This window comes from Alphaproteobacteria bacterium, from assembly GCA_030739735.1.
In the GTDB taxonomy this organism is placed as follows: domain Bacteria; phylum Pseudomonadota; class Alphaproteobacteria; order UBA7887; family UBA7887; genus UBA7887.
Genome location: JASLYQ010000006.1, coordinates 39,376 through 56,801, shown reverse-complemented (window position 1 = coordinate 56,801; position 17,426 = coordinate 39,376). Strand labels below are relative to the sequence as shown.

The following is a 17,426-nucleotide window of genomic DNA, read 5'->3' as shown; positions in this document are numbered from 1 at the left end:
ATGATCACCGAGCTCAACGAGCGCTCGCGTCTCATTTTCGCCGAAATTGTCGAAGCCTTCTTCGAAGGCGGCGAGCCCGTCGGCTCGCGCACGCTCTCTCGGCGCCTGCCCTTGCGCCTGTCACCGGCGACAATCCGTAATGTCATGGCGGACCTAGAGAATCTCGGCCTGCTGTATGCACCGCATACTTCCGCCGGGCGCATGCCGACCGACCAGGGTCTAAGGCTTTATGTCGACGGGCTACTGCAGATCGGCGACCTCACCTCCGAAGAGCGCATCAGCATCGACGCTCAATGCGCGGGCGCGGGACGCAAGCTGTCCGAGGTGCTGGGACAGGCCACCGAGATGCTATCCGGACTTTCCAGCGCCACCGGCCTAGTTCTGGCACCAAAAAGCGAGGCGCCGGTCAAGCATATGGAGTTCATCCGCCTTGCCGAGGGCCAGGCGCTTGCCATCATCGTGCTCGCCAACGGCCTGGTGGAGAACCGCATCATCGAGGTGCCCGGCGGTTTCACACCGTCATCGCTGACCGAGGCTGCGAATTACATCAATATGCGGCTGGACGGGCGCACGTTTAGCGCAGCGCGTGGCGTTATAGAGGCGGAACTCGCCGAGCATCGGGCCGCGCTCGACAGCCTCGGCGAGCGTATCGTCGCAGCCGGACTCGGCACGCTTACCGAGCAGGCGGGCGCGCCAACGCTGATCCTGCGCGGGCGCGCCAAGCTGTTCGAGGACGCGCAGGCCATTGCTGACCTTGAGCGCATCAGCAAATTATTCGGGGACCTGGAGCGCCACGAAGGCATGCTGCAGGTCATCGATTCGACCTTGAGCGGCCAAGCTGTGCACGTTTTCATCGGCTCCGAGAACGAGCTTTTCAATCTTGCCGGCTGTTCGATGGTGATCGCACCCCTGCACCGTGGAGGCGGTAGCGAGCCCGGGTGCCTCGGAGCCATCGGCGTCATCGGGCCGACGCGCATTAATTACGCCCGCATCATTCCCATGGTGGACTACACCGCCCGCGCGATCAGCCGCCTGATGGGTTGAACCAACACACCCAAGCGAAACGGACTTGCCAACATGCCAGAAACACCGACCCAGCCCGAAGACGAAACGCCCGAGGAGACCGGAGCAGAGACGCCCGTTGCCGAGGAAGCAGACGAGGTCAGCGAGCTGGAGACGCTGCGCGGCGAGACGGCGGCGCTCGAAGACCGCCTGATGCGCGCGCTGGCCGAGACCGAGAACGTGCGCCGGCGAGCGGAGCGCGAGCGCGAGGATGCCAGCAAATATGCCATCACCGCCTTTGCCCGCGACATCGTCGCCATCGCCGATGACCTAAACCGCGCCGTGGGCAGTGCCGGCGACAGCGACCCGACGTCAGTGTTCGAAGGTATCGAGTTGACGCTGCGCAGTCTGGACACGGCGCTGGAGCGATACGGCATCACCTGTATCGATCCCCAGGACGATAAATTCGACCCCAATTTTCACGAAGCCATGTTCGAGGTGGAATCGCCCGACAGGGAGCCGGGAACGGTGGTTCAGGTGGTCCAGCGCGGCTATCGCATTCATGACCGCCTGCTACGCCCCGCACGGGTCGGCGTGGCCAAGCGACCGGCCGACGGCAGCATCGATACGGAAGCTTGATCGCAAACGCTTGCAGTGCCCCCCTGACACTCCCATATACCTTCCGTCGCCGCCTGCTAGTGCGCAAGTGAGACGCACGGTGCAGTATCAATACGATCGGGCCGTCCGGTGCTCGACGAGGCCGGAGCAGATCCGCCTGCTTTTCGAAAGAGAAAAAATATGAGCAAGATCATCGGTATCGACCTTGGCACCACGAACTCCTGCGTTGCCATCATGGAAGGCAAGGAAGCCAAGGTGATCGAGAACGCCGAAGGCACCCGGACCACACCGTCGATGGTAGCCTTCACCGAGGACGAGCGTCTGGTCGGCCAGTCGGCCAAACGCCAAGGCGTGACCAACCCGGAAAACACCCTTTTCGCCATCAAGCGCCTTATCGGGCGCAACTTCGAAGACCCGATGGCGAAAAAGGACGCCGACATGGTCCCCTACAAGATTATCAAGGCGGACAACGGCGATGCCTGGGTCGAGGCGCGCGGCAAGGGCTACGCCCCGAGCCAGATCAGCGCCATGGTGCTGCAGAAGATGAAGGAGACCGCCGAGCGCTATCTCGGCGAGACGGTCAGCAAAGCGGTAATCACGGTTCCCGCCTATTTCAACGATGCCCAGCGCCAGGCGACTAAGGACGCCGGCCAGATCGCCGGGCTCGAGGTGCTGCGCATTATCAACGAGCCTACCGCTGCCTCGCTCGCTTACGGGCTCGAGAAGCGCGGCGCGGGCGTGATCGCGGTCTATGACCTGGGCGGCGGCACCTTCGACGTCTCCATCCTCGAGATCGGCGACGGCGTCTTTGAGGTGAAGTCGACCAACGGCGACACCTTCCTCGGCGGGGAGGACTTCGACCTGCGTATTGTCGACTACTTGGCGGACGAGTTCAAAAAGGAGGCCGGCATCGACCTGCGCGGCGACAAGCTCGCGGTGCAACGCCTGCGCGAGGCCGCCGAGAAGGCCAAGATCGAGCTTTCCAGTACTACACAAACCGAGATCAACCTCCCCTTCATCACGGCGGACGCCTCCGGACCGAAGCATCTCACCATGAAGCTCACCCGGGCCAAGTTGGAGGCGCTGGTCGATAGCTTCATCCAGCGCACCATCAGCCCCTGCAAGGCGGCACTCGATGACGCCGGCCTGACGGCGGCCGAGATCGATGATGTGGTGCTGGTTGGCGGCATGACGCGCATGCCAAAAGTGATCGAGACCGTGCAGACCTTCTTCGGACGCGAGCCCCACCAGGGTGTCAACCCGGACGAGGTGGTTGCCACCGGTGCCGCCATCCAGGGCGCGGTGCTGGCTGGTGATGTCACGGACGTGCTGCTGCTCGACGTCACGCCGCTGTCACTCGGTATCGAGACCCTTGGCGGTGTCTTCACGCCGTTGATCGACCGCAACACCACTATTCCGACCAAGAAGGGGCAGACCTTCTCAACCGCCGAGGACAACCAAGGCGCGGTCACCATCCGCGTCTTTCAGGGCGAGCGCCAGATCGCGGCCGACAACAAGCTGCTCGGCCAGTTTGACCTGGTCGGCATTCCCCCAGCGCCACGCGGTGTGCCGCAGATCGAAGTCACCTTCGACATTGACGCCAACGGCATTGTCAATGTCTCGGCCAAGGACAAGGGCACTGGCAAGGAGCAGCAAATTCGTATCGAGGCCTCGGGCGGTCTTTCGGATGACGACATCGACCGCATGGTGCACGAGGCGGAGGAGCATGCCGGAGAGGACAAGGAGCGCCGCGAGCTGATCGACACGCGCAACCAGGCCGATGCCGTGATCCACGCCACCGAGAAGACGCTGGGCGACCATGGTGACAAGGTGTCCGACGAAGACAAGACCGCGATTGAGAGCGCTGTCGCCGACTTGCGCGGGGTTCTCGAAAGCGAGGATGTCGAAGACATCAAATCCAAAACCGATACCTTGCAGCAGGTCTCCATGAAGCTCGGCGAAGCCATGTACCAAGCCTCCCAGGCTGAGGCGGCTGCAGGCGGGGGGCCCGGTGGCGGCGACAGCGACAGCGACGAGACTGTGGTCGATGCCGACTTCGAGGAAGTCGAGGACGACAAGAAGAGCGATGGCTAAGCGACGCCTTGGAGCGTGATCCGAGGCTGTCATGGACAAGCGCGATTACTACGAGACGCTCAGCGTTGACCGCCAGGCGGGCGAAGCCGAGCTCAAGAAAGCGTACCGCAAGCTCGCCATGAAATACCACCCGGATCGCAATCCCGCCGATCCGGAAGCCGAGCGCGCTTTCAAGGAAGTCTCGGAGGCTTATGAGGTCCTGAAGGACGCCGACAAGCGCGCCGCCTACGACCGCTTCGGCCACGCCGCGTTCGAAGGCGGCAACGGGCAGGGCGGCGGCTTCGGTTTTGGCGGCTCGAGCTTCTCCGATGTCTTCGACGACCTGTTCGGCGACTTCATGGGCGGCCGGCGCAGCGGCGGCACCAGTGGGCAGCGCGGTGCTGATCTGCGCTACAACCTCGAGATCTCGCTGGAAGACGCCTTCCACGGCCGCCAGACCAACATCCGCACCACCACATCCGTGACCTGCGAGGACTGTTCTGGCGGTGGTGCCGCCGCTGGTACCCAACCGGTTACCTGTTCGGGCTGCGGCGGCGACGGCAAGGTGCGTGCCCAGCAGGGCTTTTTCACCATCGAGCGCGCCTGCCCGAGATGCCAGGGCGTAGGCCGCGTGATCGAGAGTCCCTGCGTGACCTGCCGCGGCAGCGGCCGCACCAGCCGCGACAAGGAGCTGCAGGTCAACATTCCGGCCGGCGTCGAAGACGGCACACGTATCCGCCTGGCCGGCGAGGGCGAGGCTGGCGTGCGCGGGAGCCCGCCTGGCGATCTTTATATCTTTATCGCCATCGCCGCGCACTCCCTATTCCAGCGCGAAGGCGGCAACCTCTATTGCCGCGTGCCCCTGCCCATGACCCGGGCCGCGCTCGGCGGCTCCATAGAGGTGCCGACAGTCGACGGCGGCAACGCCCGCATTACCGTGCCCGAGGGCACCCAGACCGGTCACCAGTTCCGCCTGCGCGGCAAAGGCATGCCGGCCATGCGCGGCCAGAGCACAGGCGACCTCTTCGTACAGACCATGACCGAGACCCCGGTCAACCTCAACGAAGAGCAACGCGCACTGCTACGTCAATTCGAAGACACCGCCAACGAGCACACCCACCCCGAGACCGCAGGCTTCTTCAGTAAGGTGAAGGAGCTGTGGGACGATATTCGGGAGTAGGGTTGGAATCGAAGTGACGGGGGACGCCATGAGTGAGTTATCGGTCGGTCTGGTCGGCGCGGCGGGGCGGATGGGGCGGGCTTTGGTGCGGCGCATCGACGCGTGCGAGGGCTGTCGACTGGTGACGGCGATTGAGCGGAGCGGGCACGCCGCGATCGGGCAAGATACGGGCAGCTTGGCCGGGATCGGCGAAAGGGGCGTGGCGATCGGCGAGGATGCCGCTGCCATGTTCGTCGCGTCCGACGTGGTGATCGAGTTTTCCAGCCCGGCGGCAACGGCGGCGCATGTAGCGCTAGCGGCGGAGAGCGGTACTGCGCATGTCATCGGCACCACTGGGCTTGACGACGCCGAGACCGCCGCATTGCAAGTAGCAGCAGAGACAGCTTGCCTCGTCTGGGCGCCGAATATGAGTGTGGGTGTCAATCTACTTTTTGCCCTGACCCGGCGCGCCGCGGCCGTGCTAGGTGACGACTACGACATCGAGATCGTCGAGATGCATCACCGCCACAAGGTTGATGCGCCGTCGGGTACAGCGCTGGGCCTCGGCCGTGCCGCCGCGGCGGGGCGTGGCGTCGATCTCAACGCAGTTTCGGCGCGCGGGCGCAATGGCATCACGGGCGCCAGGCGATCCGGCGATATTGGCTTTGCGGCCTTACGCGGCGGCGACGTGGTGGGTGACCACTGCGCGATCTTCGCCGCCGAAGGCGAGCGTGTGGAGCTTGGCCACCGCGCGGGCTCCCGCGATATCTTCGCCAATGGCGCTGTCCGCGCCGCGCTCTGGACACGCGACCGGGCGCCGGGTCTTTACGGAATGGCGGAGGTCCTCGGTTTATTGGACTGACCGCCTATCAGCACCAAGACGCCCAGCATCGTCGCAAGAACAACAAACTCGGCAACGCCAGGGTGCTCATCGAAGATAACCACCCCGACCGTCGCCATGAGCACGGCGAAGCCGAGCCCGCTCAGCCAGCGGTGCGGGCGCACCACAGCGTCAAACAGCACGGGCTGCGTTGCATTTGCTGGCTGAGCATCAGGATTGCGGCGTGCTTCCATTGCTCGATGATAGAACCGCGGCCATGTCTTATCAAAAACCCGTCCAGGAGGTCACGCTAATGCGACCCACCCAGCGCGAGGAGATGTTCGAGCGTTTGTCCGCCCTAGACCCGGCGCCGCAGACAGAATTGGTCTCGACAAATCCGTATACGCTGCTGGTAGCCGTGATGCTGTCAGCCCAGGCGACTGATGTCGGGGTCAACAAAGTGACCGGGCCATTATTCGCCGTCGCCGACACGCCCACAGCCATGGTGGCGCTCGGCGAGGCCAAGGCGCGCGAGATGATCAAGACCATCGGCCTCTTCCGCAACAAGGCGAAGAACATGATCGCATTGAGCCAAAAACTGATCGCTGAGCACGACGGTCGGGTGCCACGCGACCGGACCGCCCTCGAAGCGCTACCCGGTGTCGGGCGCAAGACAGCGAACGTGGTGCTCAACACCGCCTTCGGCGAGCCTACCATCGCCGTCGACACCCACGTCTTCCGCGTCGCCAATCGCACCGGGCTGGCACCGGGGAAAACGCCACTGGCGGTCGAAGAGAAGCTGATGAAGGCGGTGCCGAAGCGCTTTCAGCAGCACGCCCACCACTGGCTTATCCTGCACGGCCGCTATCGCTGCAAGGCGCGTAAGCCGAATTGCCCCAACTGCCCGATCCGGAATTTGTGCGCATGGCAGGAGAAAACATAACGCCGCCGAAAGAGACCTGCCGAAAGCACCTTGGATTGATGGTGAGCGAACAACACATCCGCTGGTGAGACCGAGGCCGCAGAGGGCCACCCTGTGGCAGTCAGCAACCCGTTGCCTCACCAGTGGTTACGTGAATGGCAATCATCGATCCAAAGCGCAGGCCACCCACATGGAAGTAGTTACCTTTGTAATTTCTTAAAACACTGCTCCGCCCAGCGCCGTCGGCGCGGGGTCGATGACCTCAAAGCCTCGCGCGGTAACGCGGTAAACCGCCAGCGCACGCTCACCATAGCCATCTTCGCGCAGGCGGAAGAGGCCGTCGATGCCGACGAAGCCTTCGTCGTTGGTCAGAGTCTCGCGGCTGAAATCAGCCCCGCCTGGCGCATTGGCGAGCAGCGCGGTGAGCGCCAGCGCGTCGTAGGCGAGCGAGGCCCGGCGCGGCGGCTTGCGCCCATAAGCGCGGTGGTAGCGCGCGGCAAAGCCCGCAAAATCGTCATCGGGCGCCGCCGCGAACCAGCCGTCAATCAGGGCCGGTTCGCCGATCACCGCCTGGTCAATCCCCCACAAGCTCGTGCCGAGAAAGCGCACCTCGTCCGGGTCAAGGTCATAATAGGGGAAGAGCGGCGCCAATAGACGCAACTCGCGCCCACCCGCTGCAATCAGCAACGTATCGAAACCGCCGCTCGAGACCAGGCTGCGCACTGGCACACTTTCGCCGGCGCTGACCTGGCCGGGCACGAAATACTCCACCTGGCCCACGTCTGCGACGTGCCGCGCAGCCGACTGTATCAGGCTCTGTTGCACTGCCGTGCCATATTCGTCTTCTGACACCAGGGCCGCGATACGCGCATAGCCATTGCTGGCGGCATAGCCGACGATGCGTTCGACCTCCTGTGCCGGGGTGATGCCAAGTACATAGACGTTCGCGCGTGCCACCGAGCTATCATTAGTGAAGGCGAGAATAGGCACGCTGCGGCTTTGTGCCAATTGGCTGACTGCGCGCACCGAGGAGGCGGTCAGCGGCCCGAGCACGATATCGGCACTGTCGACAAGCGCCTCGCGCATGGCCTGCTCGGCACCGAAGTTGGTACCGGCGGTATCCTTGGGCATGAGCACAAAGTCGTCGCCCGCATGGTCAAACAGCGCCAGCTGCGCCGCTTTGAGAAACGCCAGGCCAACGCCTGCTCCCGGCCCGCTCAAAGGGAGCAGAATGGCGACGCGCACTGCGCCCGGCTCTCGATCCACGACCTGCGGTGGCTGCATCTCAGGCGCCAGCAGGTTGAGGGGCTCGAGATCAACCTCGATAGCCGGCACCACGGGCAGGATCTCGTCTTCGGTCAACGGCGTCTCTGGTGCTGGCAGGTTGAGGGGCTCGAGATCAACCTGAGTAGCCGGCACCACGGGAACGACCTCATCTTCGGTCGACGGCGGCTCACCTTGCATGATCTCAAGCAGCGGCGTTACGGTGTCAGCACAGGCGGCGAGCAAGCTCAACGATGCAGCCGCGACGAGGGCGGGGAGCCACAGTGTCTGAAACTGCCTCATCAAATGACGGTAGCTCCGCTGGCCGGCCAAGTAAACTGCCGCCGGGTCTCTATCTCGTAGCAACACCGATCGGCAACCTGCGTGACATTACCTTGCGTGCCCTCGATGTGCTAGCGGACGCCGATGTGGTGGCCTGCGAGGATACGCGCCGCAGCGGGCGCCTGCTGCAGGCCCACGGAATCTCGACCCACCTGACGCCCTATCACGAGCATAATGCCCGGCGTGCCCTGCCCAGCCTGCTTGCCAGACTTGCCGGCGGTGAGGCCGTGGCGCTGATCAGCGATGCCGGTACGCCGTTGATCTCCGATCCCGGCTACCGCCTGGTCGCCGAGGCCGCAGCGGCAGGCGTGTCCGTGATCCCAATCCCAGGCCCCTCGTCGGTGCTGGCGGCGTTGACTGCTTCGGGCCTGCCAACGGACCGCTTTTTCTATGCCGGCTTTCCACCAGCGAAAGCCGGGGCACGCCGGGCTTTCTTCGCCGGGCTCGCCGAGGTGTCGGCAACGCTGGTGCTACTCGAATCGCCGCGCCGCCTCGCCGCGACCTGCACGGCACTTGTCGAGGCGCTCGGCGATAGGCAGGCGGCCTTGGCGCGGGAATTGACCAAACTCCATGAAACTATGCTGCGCGAGCCTTTGTCCAAGCTCGCCTCCCGCTTCGCCGACGCCCCACCCAAAGGCGAGACAGTACTTGTGATTGCCCCGCCCGAGAACGCCGGCGTCACCACGGATGCCGGCGAAGTAGATGCCCGCCTACGCAAGGCGCTGACTAACGCCTCAGCCTCGGACGCGGCAGCGAAAGTGGCGGCAACGACAGGCTTGCCGCGGCGCCAACTCTATGCCCGCGCCGTGACGCTGCGCCGGCAAGGCGATAGCGCGGAGCCGTGAAGCACGCCGTCGGGCGTTGCGCTTTAGCCACGCTGGTTGGCGAGATCGATTTTGTGCCCTACCGCGGTGCGGTCAAGGGTTGGCACCACCGCATTGTACCCGCGGCGGAAATGTTCCTTGCGCGGCACCCACGCTTCGCGGCACTCTGTGGCCGCTTCGACGTGATGTTGGTTGAACCTTAGCTGAGCGTGTAATTTCTATGGCCCCTATACCTTCCCAACGCCCGGCGTATCGCGTCGGCCTGTTCTTGGTGCTGCTGGCGGCGCTCATGCAAGGTGCTTGTAGTCCGCTCGGCGTGGGCATTAGTGCCACCACCGCCACCGGCGTGGTTATCGCCCAGGAGCGCTCAGCCGGCGACGCAGTTGACGATGCGGGCATCAACTTGCAAATCTCGGAAGCACTGTTCCAGGCCCATATCGATGACCTTTATCGCAAGGTCAACGTCGATGTGATGGAAGCTCGAGTGTTGTTGACCGGCCAAGTGAAGACCCAGCAGCTTGTTGACCAGGCGGCGTTGATCGCCTGGAAAGTCGACGGCGTAGCCACGGTGATCAACGAGGTCCGCGTCGGCGAGCTCGACGCGCTGGAGATCGTGCGTGATCGCTGGATTAGCATGCGCCTGCGCGTCCGTATGCTAGGCGATACTGAGATCTATGACGTCAACTACACCATCGTCACCGTCGGCGGCAGCATCTACCTGCTCGGCATCGGCCAGAGCCAGGACGAGCTCGAGCAGGTGCTCGCGCATGCCCGCGACATGCCTTATGTGCGAAGGGTGGTCGCGCATGTGGTGATGAAGGACGATCCCTCGCGCTCCGCCGCCGCTACCGAATGAGCCTCACGGTCGCTATCCAGATGGATCCCCTTGAGGGGATCGATATCGATGCCGATTCGACCTTCGCCTTGGCGCTCGAGGCAACAGCGCGCGGCCACAGCCTGCTACATTATCTTCCGCGCGCTCTCAGCCTGCGCGAAGGCCGCGTGGTGGCTCAGACACATCCACTTGATGTGCGCCGCGCCTACAACAACCATTTTACACTCGGCGAGGCGCGCACCATCGACCTCATTGACGTCGACGTGGTGCTAATGCGCCAAGACCCGCCCTTCGACATGGCCTACATTACAGCCACCCATCTACTTGAGCGCATACACCCCAACACGCTCGTGGTGAACGATCCGGCGCATGTGCGAAATGCACCGGAAAAGCTTTTCGTAACAGAGTTCGAAGGCCTGATGCCACCAACGCTCATCACCTTGGACCGCAGTGAGATCGACGCTTTTCGCGCCCGCCACGAGGACATTGTCATCAAGCCGCTTTACGGCAACGGCGGCACCGGTGTCTTCCATATCAGCAAGGGCGACGAGAACCTGAACGCGCTTCTGGAGCTGCTCACCGATCTCTACCGGGAGCCCGTCGTGGTGCAGCTCTACTTGCCGGAGGTGCGCGCTGGGGACAAACGCATCATTCTTGTCGACGGCGAGGCCGTGGGCGCGGTGAACCGGGTGCCGCCGGAGGGTGAGGCACGCTCCAACCTGCATGTGGGCGGCAGAGCGGAAGCAACAGCGCTGACGCCCCGCGAGCAGGAAATATGCGCTGCCATCGGCCCGGCGCTGAAAAAACGCGGCCTGATCTTCACCGGCATCGACGTGATCGGCGATTGGCTGACCGAGCTCAATGTTACTTCGCCCACCGGCATCCAAGAGATCTCGCGCTTCGACGGCAACGACCTTGCCGCTGCCATCTGGGACGCCATCGAAAGCAAAGCACTGACAGGGACATAGGGATCACATTCGTGAGCCGAAATCAGGCGACACCCGTGGATTGACGTCTGGTTCGCCTCTAACGGCGATCTTGTTCTGCTCAAAGCTGCGGTCCAGGCTAGCCTATCCGCCGATGCGTAGGCTGCTGTCACTGTGCTACACAGCGCGCAGTGTGGCGCAAATGGACGGAAACAACATGAAGATGGATGTGAAGGCGCGACTGATCGAGATCGTGGGGGAGCGGTCTCTGATCACGGGCAAGGAGATGACGCTCACCTCGGGCGCCACTAGCCGGTTCTATTTCGACATGAAGCCAACCACCTTCGATGGCGAGGGCGCGACGATCATCGGCGATGTGCTGCTCGACGCCATCGAGAACCGCGAGGTGGATTATGTGGCCGGCCTTGAGATGGGGGCCCTGCCGGTGGTCATGGCAGCGGTCCTGCGAGCGCGCGAGCGCGGGCACGCGCTCGACGGCTTTTGCGTGCGCAAGGAGCCGAAAGGCCATGGCACGCGGCGTTTGGTCGAGCGCGAGCTTGAGCCCGGCGCCAAGGTCGTCGTGGTCGAGGACGTGACCACCACCGGCGGTTCGGCGCTCAAGGCCGCCGAGGCTGTGCGCGAGGTTGGTGGCGAGGTTTCGCTCGCCGTCACCGTGGTTGATCGCCTGGAGGGCGCTCGCGCCACGCTCTCAGAACATGGCCTCGAGCTGATCGCGCTGATCGAGGCAAGCGACTTCGACACATCTTCGTAAGGTCTTGCGCGGTGCACTGACGGGGCACACATGATGTCTATGGTTACGCGCTTTCTCACCGCCATCTTGGTCGTACTCGCCGCTGGCGCGGGAGAGGCCGCGGCGCCCGAGATCTGGCCGGCTGGCGACCGTGAAGAGGTCGAGCGCATCGAAGCCTATCTCGAATCGATGACCACTCTGCGCGCCAATTTTCTGCAGGCGAACGCCGACGGCACTCTCGACAGCGGCATCATGTGGCTCTGGCGCCCGGGTCTGGTGCGCATTGAATATGCGGCACCGACCGAGGTGCTGATGGTGGCGACGGGCAACTGGCTAGTCTATTTTGACGCCGAGCTTGACCAGGTGAGCCATATTCCAGCGGATTCCGGGCCGTTCCGATTCTTGTTGGATGAAGAGGTACGCTTCGGCGAAGGCGTCGAGGTGCGCGAACTGGCGCGCGGCAGCGGCCTGCTCAAGCTCACGCTGGCGGACGCCGAGGACCCCGGCGCCGGCTCGGTCACGTTGGTGTTCGACGAAACGCCGATGACGCTGCGCCAATGGGAGGTGCGCGACGCTCAGGGCTTCCTCACTATCGTCACCCTGACCGATGCCGTGGTTGGCGAAAACTTCGATCGCGACTGGTTCTATTTCCCCGCCAGCGCCCGCAAACCAGATTTCCGCATCGGCCAGCTGCCGTGAGGGCGGCGGCGCTGACCGCGCTGCTGCTGAGCTTTCCCGCTACTGCCGAGACCCTAGTATTGAGCGTCACCGCGCCGCATCGGCGGAGCGGCGTGGCGACCCATCCAGGGACCGAGGCAGCTTATCGCGAGCGCGGGCTGTTGCCGTAGCCCGCGTGGGCGTGATAGCGAGGCCGCATGAGCGATCCTTCCCCCCTGGTCGGCATAACCGCCTGCGTCAAGCATGTGAGCCCGCACAATTTCCATGTCGCCGGCGACAACTATCTCGCTGCCGTGGCCGGCGCAGCCGGCACGATTCCGGTGGTGCTGCCCGCCTTTGGCCCCAATACCGATTTCGCCGAGCTTTGTGACCGCCTCGATGGCCTGTTCGTCACGGGCAGCGCCTCGAATGTCGAGCCACACCACTATGACGGCCCAGCGAGTGCCGCCGGAACGCTGCACGATGCGCGCCGCGACGCCACCACCTTGCCTCTGATCCGCGCCGCGCTTGACGCCGGCCTGCCCATACTCGCCGTCTGCCGCGGCTGCCAGGAACTCAACGTCGCCCTCGGAGGCACGTTGCACCAATCCGTACACGACATGCCAGGGCGCGACGATCACCGGGCCGACGAGAGCCAGCCGCTCGACATCCAGTACGGCCCTGCCCATCCCGTTCGCCTGGTCAAGGACGGGCATCTCCATGGGCTCATCGGAGAAGAGACGATCATCGTCAATTCGGTCCATTCGCAAGGCATCGATCGCCTCGGCAATGGCCTCGTGATAGAAGCGATAGCGCTTGACGGACTGATCGAGGCCGTGCGCATTGAAGACGCCGAGACGATGGCACTCGCAGTACAATGGCATCCCGAATGGCGCTATTGGGAAAGCGCTGCGTCGCAAGCTCTGTTCACGGCCTTTGGTGCCGCGTGCCGGGAGCGTTGACGTGAGGATCGTGAGTTGGAACGTCAATTCCGTACGCCTGCGCCTTAACGGTGTCGTGCAGCTGACCGAGGAAACGGCGCCAGACGTGCTCTGTCTGCAGGAGATAAAGGTCGCCGACGAACTGTTCCCACATGATGATCTGGCCGATCTCGGCTACGAACACCGTGCCATCTACGGACAGAAGGGCTATCACGGCGTCGCCATTCTCTCCCGCTTACCATTCGACAGGCCGACGCGACGCGAATGGTGGGGCAAGGCGGAATCGCGACACCTCTCGATTCGTTTGCTCGGCAATATTGTCCTACACAATTTTTATATTCCCGCGGGCGGCGACATTCCGGACACAGAGAAGAACCCGAAATTTGCGCACAAACTTGGCTTTCTCGACGAAGTGAGCACCTGGTTCCGTGACACGCGCCAGCCGGCGCGGCAGATCCTGCTCGGTGATCTAAATATTGCGCCGCTGAAAACCGATGTCTGGTCGCACAAGCAGTTACTGCGCACCATCAGCCACACGCCGGTCGAGATCGAGAGGCTAGATGCATTGGGCGCGTCGCGCAAATGGGTCGATGCGGTGCGCCGCTTCGTACCACCCGAGGAAAAACTCTACAGCTGGTGGAGCTATCGTGCGCGTGACTGGGAGGCGGCCGACCGCGGCCGTCGGCTCGACCATATCTGGGTGAGCCCGAAGCTAGCGCCGACGCTCACCGGCGGCTATATTCTTAGACGCGTCCGCGGCTGGCCGAGACCGTCTGACCACGCCCCGGTCATCGTCGACCTAGACCCGTGAGTCGAACACGCTGGGAAGGCGTTATTTTCGGCCTAGCCATCGGTTGGCTGGCTGCCTATTGCCATTTCAAGCTGCCGCTAGCACTCCCAGCGATAACCGAGAGCTTCGGCTACAGCAAGCTGCTCGGCGGCGCTTTGATGTCAGTCTTCGCGCTGGCGGGCCTGGTACTCTCAGCCGCGGTCGGCCGTGGCCTCTCGCATGGCCACGGCGGAACGCTGGTGATGACAGCCTTCGGCACGATTGTGGCCGGCAGCCTACTCGGCCTAGCCTGGCCTGAAACCGGCGCCACGATGCTTTTCGCCCGTGCCCTCGAAGGGATTGGCTATGCCATCTTGGCCGTGGCGGGTGCGGTGATCGCCAACGGCCACGCCGCACCAGGCCAGCGTGCTACGGTCATGGCACTCTACGCCGCCTGGATGCCGGTCGGGCAGCTGACCGCCGTTGCCGTGGCGCTGCCGACGGAGGCCGACTGGCAGGCCTTGTGGGCGCTTTCGCTCGGCGCCGCCGTGCTGCTTGCGGTTTGGGCCCGGCGGCTCGGCCGAATCGCGCCTGAGACGGCCGCCGCGGCGGCGCGGGACGAGGCGCCCGCGTCGCCCGCGCGCCGGCTGGCAATCCGCGCCGCCGCCCTGCTCTTTACGCTCTGGTCGATACAGTACATGGCATACATGACATGGCTGCCGTCGTTTTTGGTCGAGGCGCACGAGCTGGCGATCGGCGCCGTGGTGCTGGGCTATGGGGTCTCTCCTGCCATTGTGCTCGTGTTCAACCAGCTCGGCGGCGCCCTGCTAGGGCGCGGCGTAGCAATCGCCCGGTTGCTACTGCCGGCGCTGGCAGTACAGGCGGCAACCTGGCTGCTGGTGCCGATCACCGGCACCGACTGGACCGGTCTGCTGTCGCTATTCTCCTATGGCGCCAGCACCGGTCTCGTCACGGTCTGCCTGTTCGCGCTGCCGGCCCGCCTCGCCGGACCCGGACTCGATATGGCGCGCAGCTTTGGCGTTCTCATGGCTGGGCGCAATCTCGGCGTGCTCGCCGGCCCGCTGGCGCTGCCGCCGTTGCTGCTGATGGGCGATGACTGGAGCGCCGTCGGCCCTGTATTTGGCGCTGTAACCCTGGCGGCGCTCGCCCTAGCCGTCTGGCTGATGGGCGCGGCTCAGCGCGCCAGCCGATAGCCCCCGGTTTCGGTCAGCAGAATCTGCGCATTCGACGGGTCGGTCTCGATCTTCTGGCGCAGACGGTAGATGTGGGTCTCCAGCGTATGAGTGGCGACCGCCGCGTTATAGCCCCAGACCTCGTCCAATAGTACGTCGCGACCAATCACCTTGTCGCCGGCGCGGTGGAGAAACTTAAGGATCGCCGTCTCCTTCTCGGTCAGGCGGACCTTGCACTTGCCGTTGGCCTTTACCAGCATCTTGTTGCCGGGCTGGAAGTCATAGGGGCCGACGGTGAAAGCCGTGTCATCGGTCAGCTCGTGACGGCGCAACTGGGCACGGATACGCGCCAGCAGAACGCCGAGGCGGAGCGGCTTGGTGATGTAGTCGTTGGCACCGGCATCGAGGCCGAGGATCGTGTCGGCCTCCGAATCTGCACCCGTCAGCATGATGATCGGTGTCTTGTGCCCGGCCCGGCGTATCAGGCGGCAGGCCTCGCGCCCATCCATGTCCGGCAGGCCGATGTCGAGCAGAATAAGATCGAAGCGCTGCGCCTCGGTCAGCTCCAGCGCCTCGGCCGCGGTTTTTGCCTCGACAGCCTCAAACTCCTGATGCAAGTGCAGCTGCTCTGCCAGCGACTCTCGTAAGGGTTCATCGTCCTCGACAAGCAAGATGCGCTTTTCCGCCCCGGTCGGCTCCATCAACGCTCAGGCTCCGCCACGGGCCCGCTCCCTAGTCAGATTTCTTGGCGCGGTCTATTGCTCGACCGTCACGCCGTGCCAAAAGGCGATATGGCCGCCGATATTGTCCGCCACCGTCTTGGTTTCGAGATAGTAATAGGCGTCGCCTCGGTTCTCTTCACCGTTTGCACGCACATAATAATAGGGCTCCTCGCCCTTCCAGGGACATCAACTGGTGTGGTCGCTGTCCACGAAAAACTCCCGCATGATGGTCTCGGGTGGGCAATAGACAATTCCCCTCGACGATCTCGAAGCGATCGCTCTCGGCCAACACCGTACCGTTCCACATAGCCTTAGCCATGGCATGCTCCGGACGTTTCGCCCCCGTCTTTGCCGCAAGTTTAGCCGCGGTACAGGCCGCGTCAATGAGCCCTGCGGTAGCCGGGACTGGTGCCGCGTCCGGGACGCCTATATATGAAAGCGCGGCGGCGGCATGATGCTATCCTAGGGGAACGACGTGGACGAGACATCCTTCGAACCGATCGAAGCCGAGACGCCGCACGCGGTGATCGCCGTGGACCGCGCCATCGGCGACCTGCGCCGCGGTGGCATGGTGCTATTGCAGGACGCTGATGGCACCTCGCTGGTGCTGTCGAGCGAATATGCCAACGCTGCCCGCCTGCGCCGTCTCGCCAAGGCCTCGCAAGGTCCGGTGAGACTAGTGCTGACGGCACAGCGCGCCAGAGTTCTCGGATTGGCCCGGGATGACGAGCCCGGCGTGGCGCTGACCCTGCCGGACGCCGTTGACCCGGCGCAGGTGCACGACCTTTCTGACCCAACCACCGCGCCGGGCGATCCCAGCGGCGCGCGCGCCGTTGGACTTGCCCTCGCCACAGCCGGGCCACGCGATTTAGCCGCGATCCGCCTCGCTAAGCTCGCAAGCCTGCTGCCGGCGATCCTGACCGGGCATCTCGATGCCGCCGAGGCCAGCGCCACCAAGCGTCTGCTGGCGGTGAGCGCCGCGGATATCCAGCGTTACGGCAGCACTGCCTCAGGCATGCTCAACCGCGTCAGCGCCGCCAAGGTGCCCCTGGCCGATGCCCCGGACACCACCATCGTCGCCTTCCGCCCGGCCGATGGCGGCAGCGAGCACCTGGCTATGATGATCGGCGCACCGGCGCCGGACACCCCGGTGCTGGTGCGCATCCACTCCCAGTGCTTTACCGGTGATCTGGTAGGCAGCCTGCGCTGCGACTGCGGTGACCAGTTGCGCGGCGCCATCAGCTTCATTGCCGAGAACGGCGGCGGCGTGCTGCTTTATCTGACCCAGGAAGGCCGCGGCATCGGCCTAGTCAACAAGCTGCGCGCTTACGAACTGCAGGACGACGGCCTGGATACCTTCGAGGCCAACGAACAACTCGGCTTCGACGCCGACGAGCGCCACTACCGGGTGGCGGCCGAGATGCTAGGCCAGCTCGGTATCGAGCGGGTGCGTCTGCTGACCAACAATCCCGACAAGATCGCGGGCCTGGAGCGCTGCGGCGTGACTGTGGCAAAACGCGTGCCGCACAGCTTTCCTGCCAACGCCCACAATTCCCGTTATCTGGCGACCAAGGCAAAACGCGGCGGTCATATGCTCTAGGGCGGTGCG

20 protein-coding genes and 1 pseudogene are annotated in these 17,426 nt (G+C 64.1%); 17 read left to right on the top strand and 4 right to left on the bottom strand.

The window, feature by feature from the left end:
- The 5 genes from hrcA (at position 1) to dapB (ending at position 5,714) form a co-directional block, all read left to right on the top strand.
- Positions 1 to 1,044, top strand: coding sequence for a heat-inducible transcriptional repressor HrcA (gene hrcA, locus QF629_04865; protein ID MDP6012864.1), 1,044 nt, complete (start codon positions 1 to 3; stop codon positions 1,042 to 1,044).
- A gap of 33 nt (positions 1,045 to 1,077) precedes the next feature.
- Positions 1,078 to 1,641: a nucleotide exchange factor GrpE gene (grpE, locus tag QF629_04860; protein ID MDP6012863.1), complete on the top strand. Its 564-nt coding sequence runs from the start codon at positions 1,078 to 1,080 to the stop codon at positions 1,639 to 1,641.
- A gap of 159 nt (positions 1,642 to 1,800) precedes the next feature.
- On the top strand, positions 1,801 to 3,714 hold the full coding sequence (gene dnaK / locus QF629_04855; GenBank protein ID MDP6012862.1) for a molecular chaperone DnaK: 1,914 nt from the start codon (positions 1,801 to 1,803) through the stop codon (positions 3,712 to 3,714).
- Between the two features lie 31 nt (positions 3,715 to 3,745).
- On the top strand, positions 3,746 to 4,873 hold the full coding sequence (gene dnaJ, locus QF629_04850) for a molecular chaperone DnaJ (protein MDP6012861.1): 1,128 nt from the start codon (positions 3,746 to 3,748) through the stop codon (positions 4,871 to 4,873).
- 28 nt (positions 4,874 to 4,901) lie between these two features.
- Positions 4,902 to 5,714 carry a 4-hydroxy-tetrahydrodipicolinate reductase gene (gene dapB, locus QF629_04845; GenBank protein MDP6012860.1) on the top strand — a complete coding sequence of 271 codons (813 nt, stop codon included), beginning with the start codon at positions 4,902 to 4,904 and terminating at the stop codon, positions 5,712 to 5,714.
- On the opposite strand, the gene QF629_04840 is transcribed toward dapB, so the two are convergent.
- Positions 5,678 to 5,926 carry a hypothetical protein gene (locus QF629_04840; GenBank protein MDP6012859.1) on the bottom strand — a complete coding sequence of 83 codons (249 nt, stop codon included), beginning with the start codon at positions 5,924 to 5,926 and terminating at the stop codon, positions 5,678 to 5,680. The genes dapB and QF629_04840 overlap by 37 nt on opposite strands.
- A 59-nt stretch (positions 5,927 to 5,985) precedes the next feature.
- Between QF629_04840 and nth the strand changes: the two genes are divergently transcribed.
- Positions 5,986 to 6,615, top strand: a complete 630-nt coding sequence (nth, locus tag QF629_04835) for an endonuclease III (protein ID MDP6012858.1) — start codon at positions 5,986 to 5,988, stop codon at positions 6,613 to 6,615.
- Between the two features lie 195 nt (positions 6,616 to 6,810).
- On the opposite strand, the gene QF629_04830 is transcribed toward nth, so the two are convergent.
- Positions 6,811 to 8,109: a penicillin-binding protein activator gene (locus tag QF629_04830; GenBank protein ID MDP6012857.1), complete on the bottom strand. Its 1,299-nt coding sequence runs from the start codon at positions 8,107 to 8,109 to the stop codon at positions 6,811 to 6,813.
- Positions 8,110 to 8,141: 32 nt separating this feature from the next.
- On the opposite strand from QF629_04830, the gene rsmI reads away from it, so the two are divergent.
- The 10 genes from rsmI to QF629_04780 all read left to right on the top strand — a co-directional run bounded on the left by rsmI (position 8,142) and on the right by QF629_04780 (position 15,116).
- Positions 8,142 to 9,044: a 16S rRNA (cytidine(1402)-2'-O)-methyltransferase gene (gene rsmI, locus QF629_04825; GenBank protein MDP6012856.1), complete on the top strand. Its 903-nt coding sequence runs from the start codon at positions 8,142 to 8,144 to the stop codon at positions 9,042 to 9,044.
- A complete protein-coding gene (locus QF629_04820) occupies positions 9,041 to 9,226 on the top strand; it encodes a hypothetical protein (protein ID MDP6012855.1) in 186 nt (61 codons plus the stop codon). Before rsmI ends, QF629_04820 begins: the two co-directional genes overlap by 4 nt.
- 17 nt (positions 9,227 to 9,243) lie before the next feature.
- Complete coding sequence (locus QF629_04815; protein MDP6012854.1) at positions 9,244 to 9,879, top strand: BON domain-containing protein; 636 nt, start codon at positions 9,244 to 9,246, stop codon at positions 9,877 to 9,879.
- Positions 9,876 to 10,826: a glutathione synthase gene (gshB, locus tag QF629_04810; GenBank protein MDP6012853.1), complete on the top strand. Its 951-nt coding sequence runs from the start codon at positions 9,876 to 9,878 to the stop codon at positions 10,824 to 10,826. Before QF629_04815 ends, gshB begins: the two co-directional genes overlap by 4 nt.
- A gap of 175 nt (positions 10,827 to 11,001) precedes the next feature.
- A complete protein-coding gene (gene pyrE, locus QF629_04805) occupies positions 11,002 to 11,556 on the top strand; it encodes an orotate phosphoribosyltransferase (protein MDP6012852.1) in 555 nt (184 codons plus the stop codon).
- Positions 11,557 to 11,586: 30 nt separating this feature from the next.
- Positions 11,587 to 12,234, top strand: a complete 648-nt coding sequence (locus QF629_04800) for an outer membrane lipoprotein carrier protein LolA (GenBank protein MDP6012851.1) — start codon at positions 11,587 to 11,589, stop codon at positions 12,232 to 12,234.
- The gene (locus QF629_04795; GenBank protein ID MDP6012850.1) at positions 12,231 to 12,383 is read left to right on the top strand and encodes a hypothetical protein; all 153 of its coding nucleotides are present in this window, start codon (positions 12,231 to 12,233) and stop codon (positions 12,381 to 12,383) included. Before QF629_04800 ends, QF629_04795 begins: the two co-directional genes overlap by 4 nt.
- Positions 12,384 to 12,410: 27 nt before the next feature.
- The gene (locus tag QF629_04790; protein MDP6012849.1) at positions 12,411 to 13,154 is read left to right on the top strand and encodes a gamma-glutamyl-gamma-aminobutyrate hydrolase family protein; all 744 of its coding nucleotides are present in this window, start codon (positions 12,411 to 12,413) and stop codon (positions 13,152 to 13,154) included.
- A gap of 1 nt (position 13,155) precedes the next feature.
- Entirely contained in the window at positions 13,156 to 13,944 is a 789-nt protein-coding gene (locus QF629_04785) for an exodeoxyribonuclease III (GenBank protein MDP6012848.1), read from the top strand.
- On the top strand, positions 13,941 to 15,116 hold the full coding sequence (locus QF629_04780) for an MFS transporter (protein ID MDP6012847.1): 1,176 nt from the start codon (positions 13,941 to 13,943) through the stop codon (positions 15,114 to 15,116). Before QF629_04785 ends, QF629_04780 begins: the two co-directional genes overlap by 4 nt.
- On the opposite strand, the gene QF629_04775 is transcribed toward QF629_04780, so the two are convergent.
- Together QF629_04775 and QF629_04770 are read right to left on the bottom strand one after the other, a co-directional pair.
- A complete protein-coding gene (locus QF629_04775) occupies positions 15,098 to 15,796 on the bottom strand; it encodes a response regulator transcription factor (protein MDP6012846.1) in 699 nt (232 codons plus the stop codon). The two genes, QF629_04780 and QF629_04775, sit on opposite strands and share 19 nt — an antisense overlap.
- Positions 15,797 to 15,850: 54 nt before the next feature.
- Positions 15,851 to 16,136, bottom strand: a pseudogene (locus tag QF629_04770) (DUF427 domain-containing protein).
- A gap of 156 nt (positions 16,137 to 16,292) precedes the next feature.
- Here QF629_04770 and ribA point away from each other — a divergent pair.
- Entirely contained in the window at positions 16,293 to 17,417 is a 1,125-nt protein-coding gene (gene ribA / locus QF629_04765; protein MDP6012845.1) for a GTP cyclohydrolase II, read from the top strand.
- The last annotated feature ends 9 nt before the right edge of the window (positions 17,418 to 17,426 follow it).

What these genes read in the sequence shown, in the direction of transcription:
- QF629_04815 (MDP6012854.1), top strand. Translation starts at nt 9,244, where the DNA reads ATGGCCCCTATACCTTCCCAACGCCCGGCGTATCGCGTCGGCCTGTTC.
- dnaJ (MDP6012861.1), top strand. Translation starts at nt 3,746, where the DNA reads ATGGACAAGCGCGATTACTACGAGACGCTCAGCGTTGACCGCCAGGCG.
- gshB (MDP6012853.1), top strand. Translation starts at nt 9,876, where the DNA reads ATGAGCCTCACGGTCGCTATCCAGATGGATCCCCTTGAGGGGATCGAT.
- nth (MDP6012858.1), top strand. Translation starts at nt 5,986, where the DNA reads ATGCGACCCACCCAGCGCGAGGAGATGTTCGAGCGTTTGTCCGCCCTA.
- dnaK (MDP6012862.1), top strand. Translation starts at nt 1,801, where the DNA reads ATGAGCAAGATCATCGGTATCGACCTTGGCACCACGAACTCCTGCGTT.
- dapB (MDP6012860.1), top strand. Translation starts at nt 4,902, where the DNA reads ATGAGTGAGTTATCGGTCGGTCTGGTCGGCGCGGCGGGGCGGATGGGG.
- QF629_04790 (MDP6012849.1), top strand. Translation starts at nt 12,411, where the DNA reads ATGAGCGATCCTTCCCCCCTGGTCGGCATAACCGCCTGCGTCAAGCAT.
- QF629_04800 (MDP6012851.1), top strand. Translation starts at nt 11,587, where the DNA reads ATGATGTCTATGGTTACGCGCTTTCTCACCGCCATCTTGGTCGTACTC.
- QF629_04775 (MDP6012846.1), bottom strand. Translation starts at nt 15,796, where the DNA reads ATGGAGCCGACCGGGGCGGAAAAGCGCATCTTGCTTGTCGAGGACGAT.
- pyrE (MDP6012852.1), top strand. Translation starts at nt 11,002, where the DNA reads ATGAAGATGGATGTGAAGGCGCGACTGATCGAGATCGTGGGGGAGCGG.
- QF629_04840 (MDP6012859.1), bottom strand. Translation starts at nt 5,926, where the DNA reads ATGGAAGCACGCCGCAATCCTGATGCTCAGCCAGCAAATGCAACGCAG.
- grpE (MDP6012863.1), top strand. Translation starts at nt 1,078, where the DNA reads ATGCCAGAAACACCGACCCAGCCCGAAGACGAAACGCCCGAGGAGACC.
- hrcA (MDP6012864.1), top strand. Translation starts at nt 1, where the DNA reads ATGATCACCGAGCTCAACGAGCGCTCGCGTCTCATTTTCGCCGAAATT.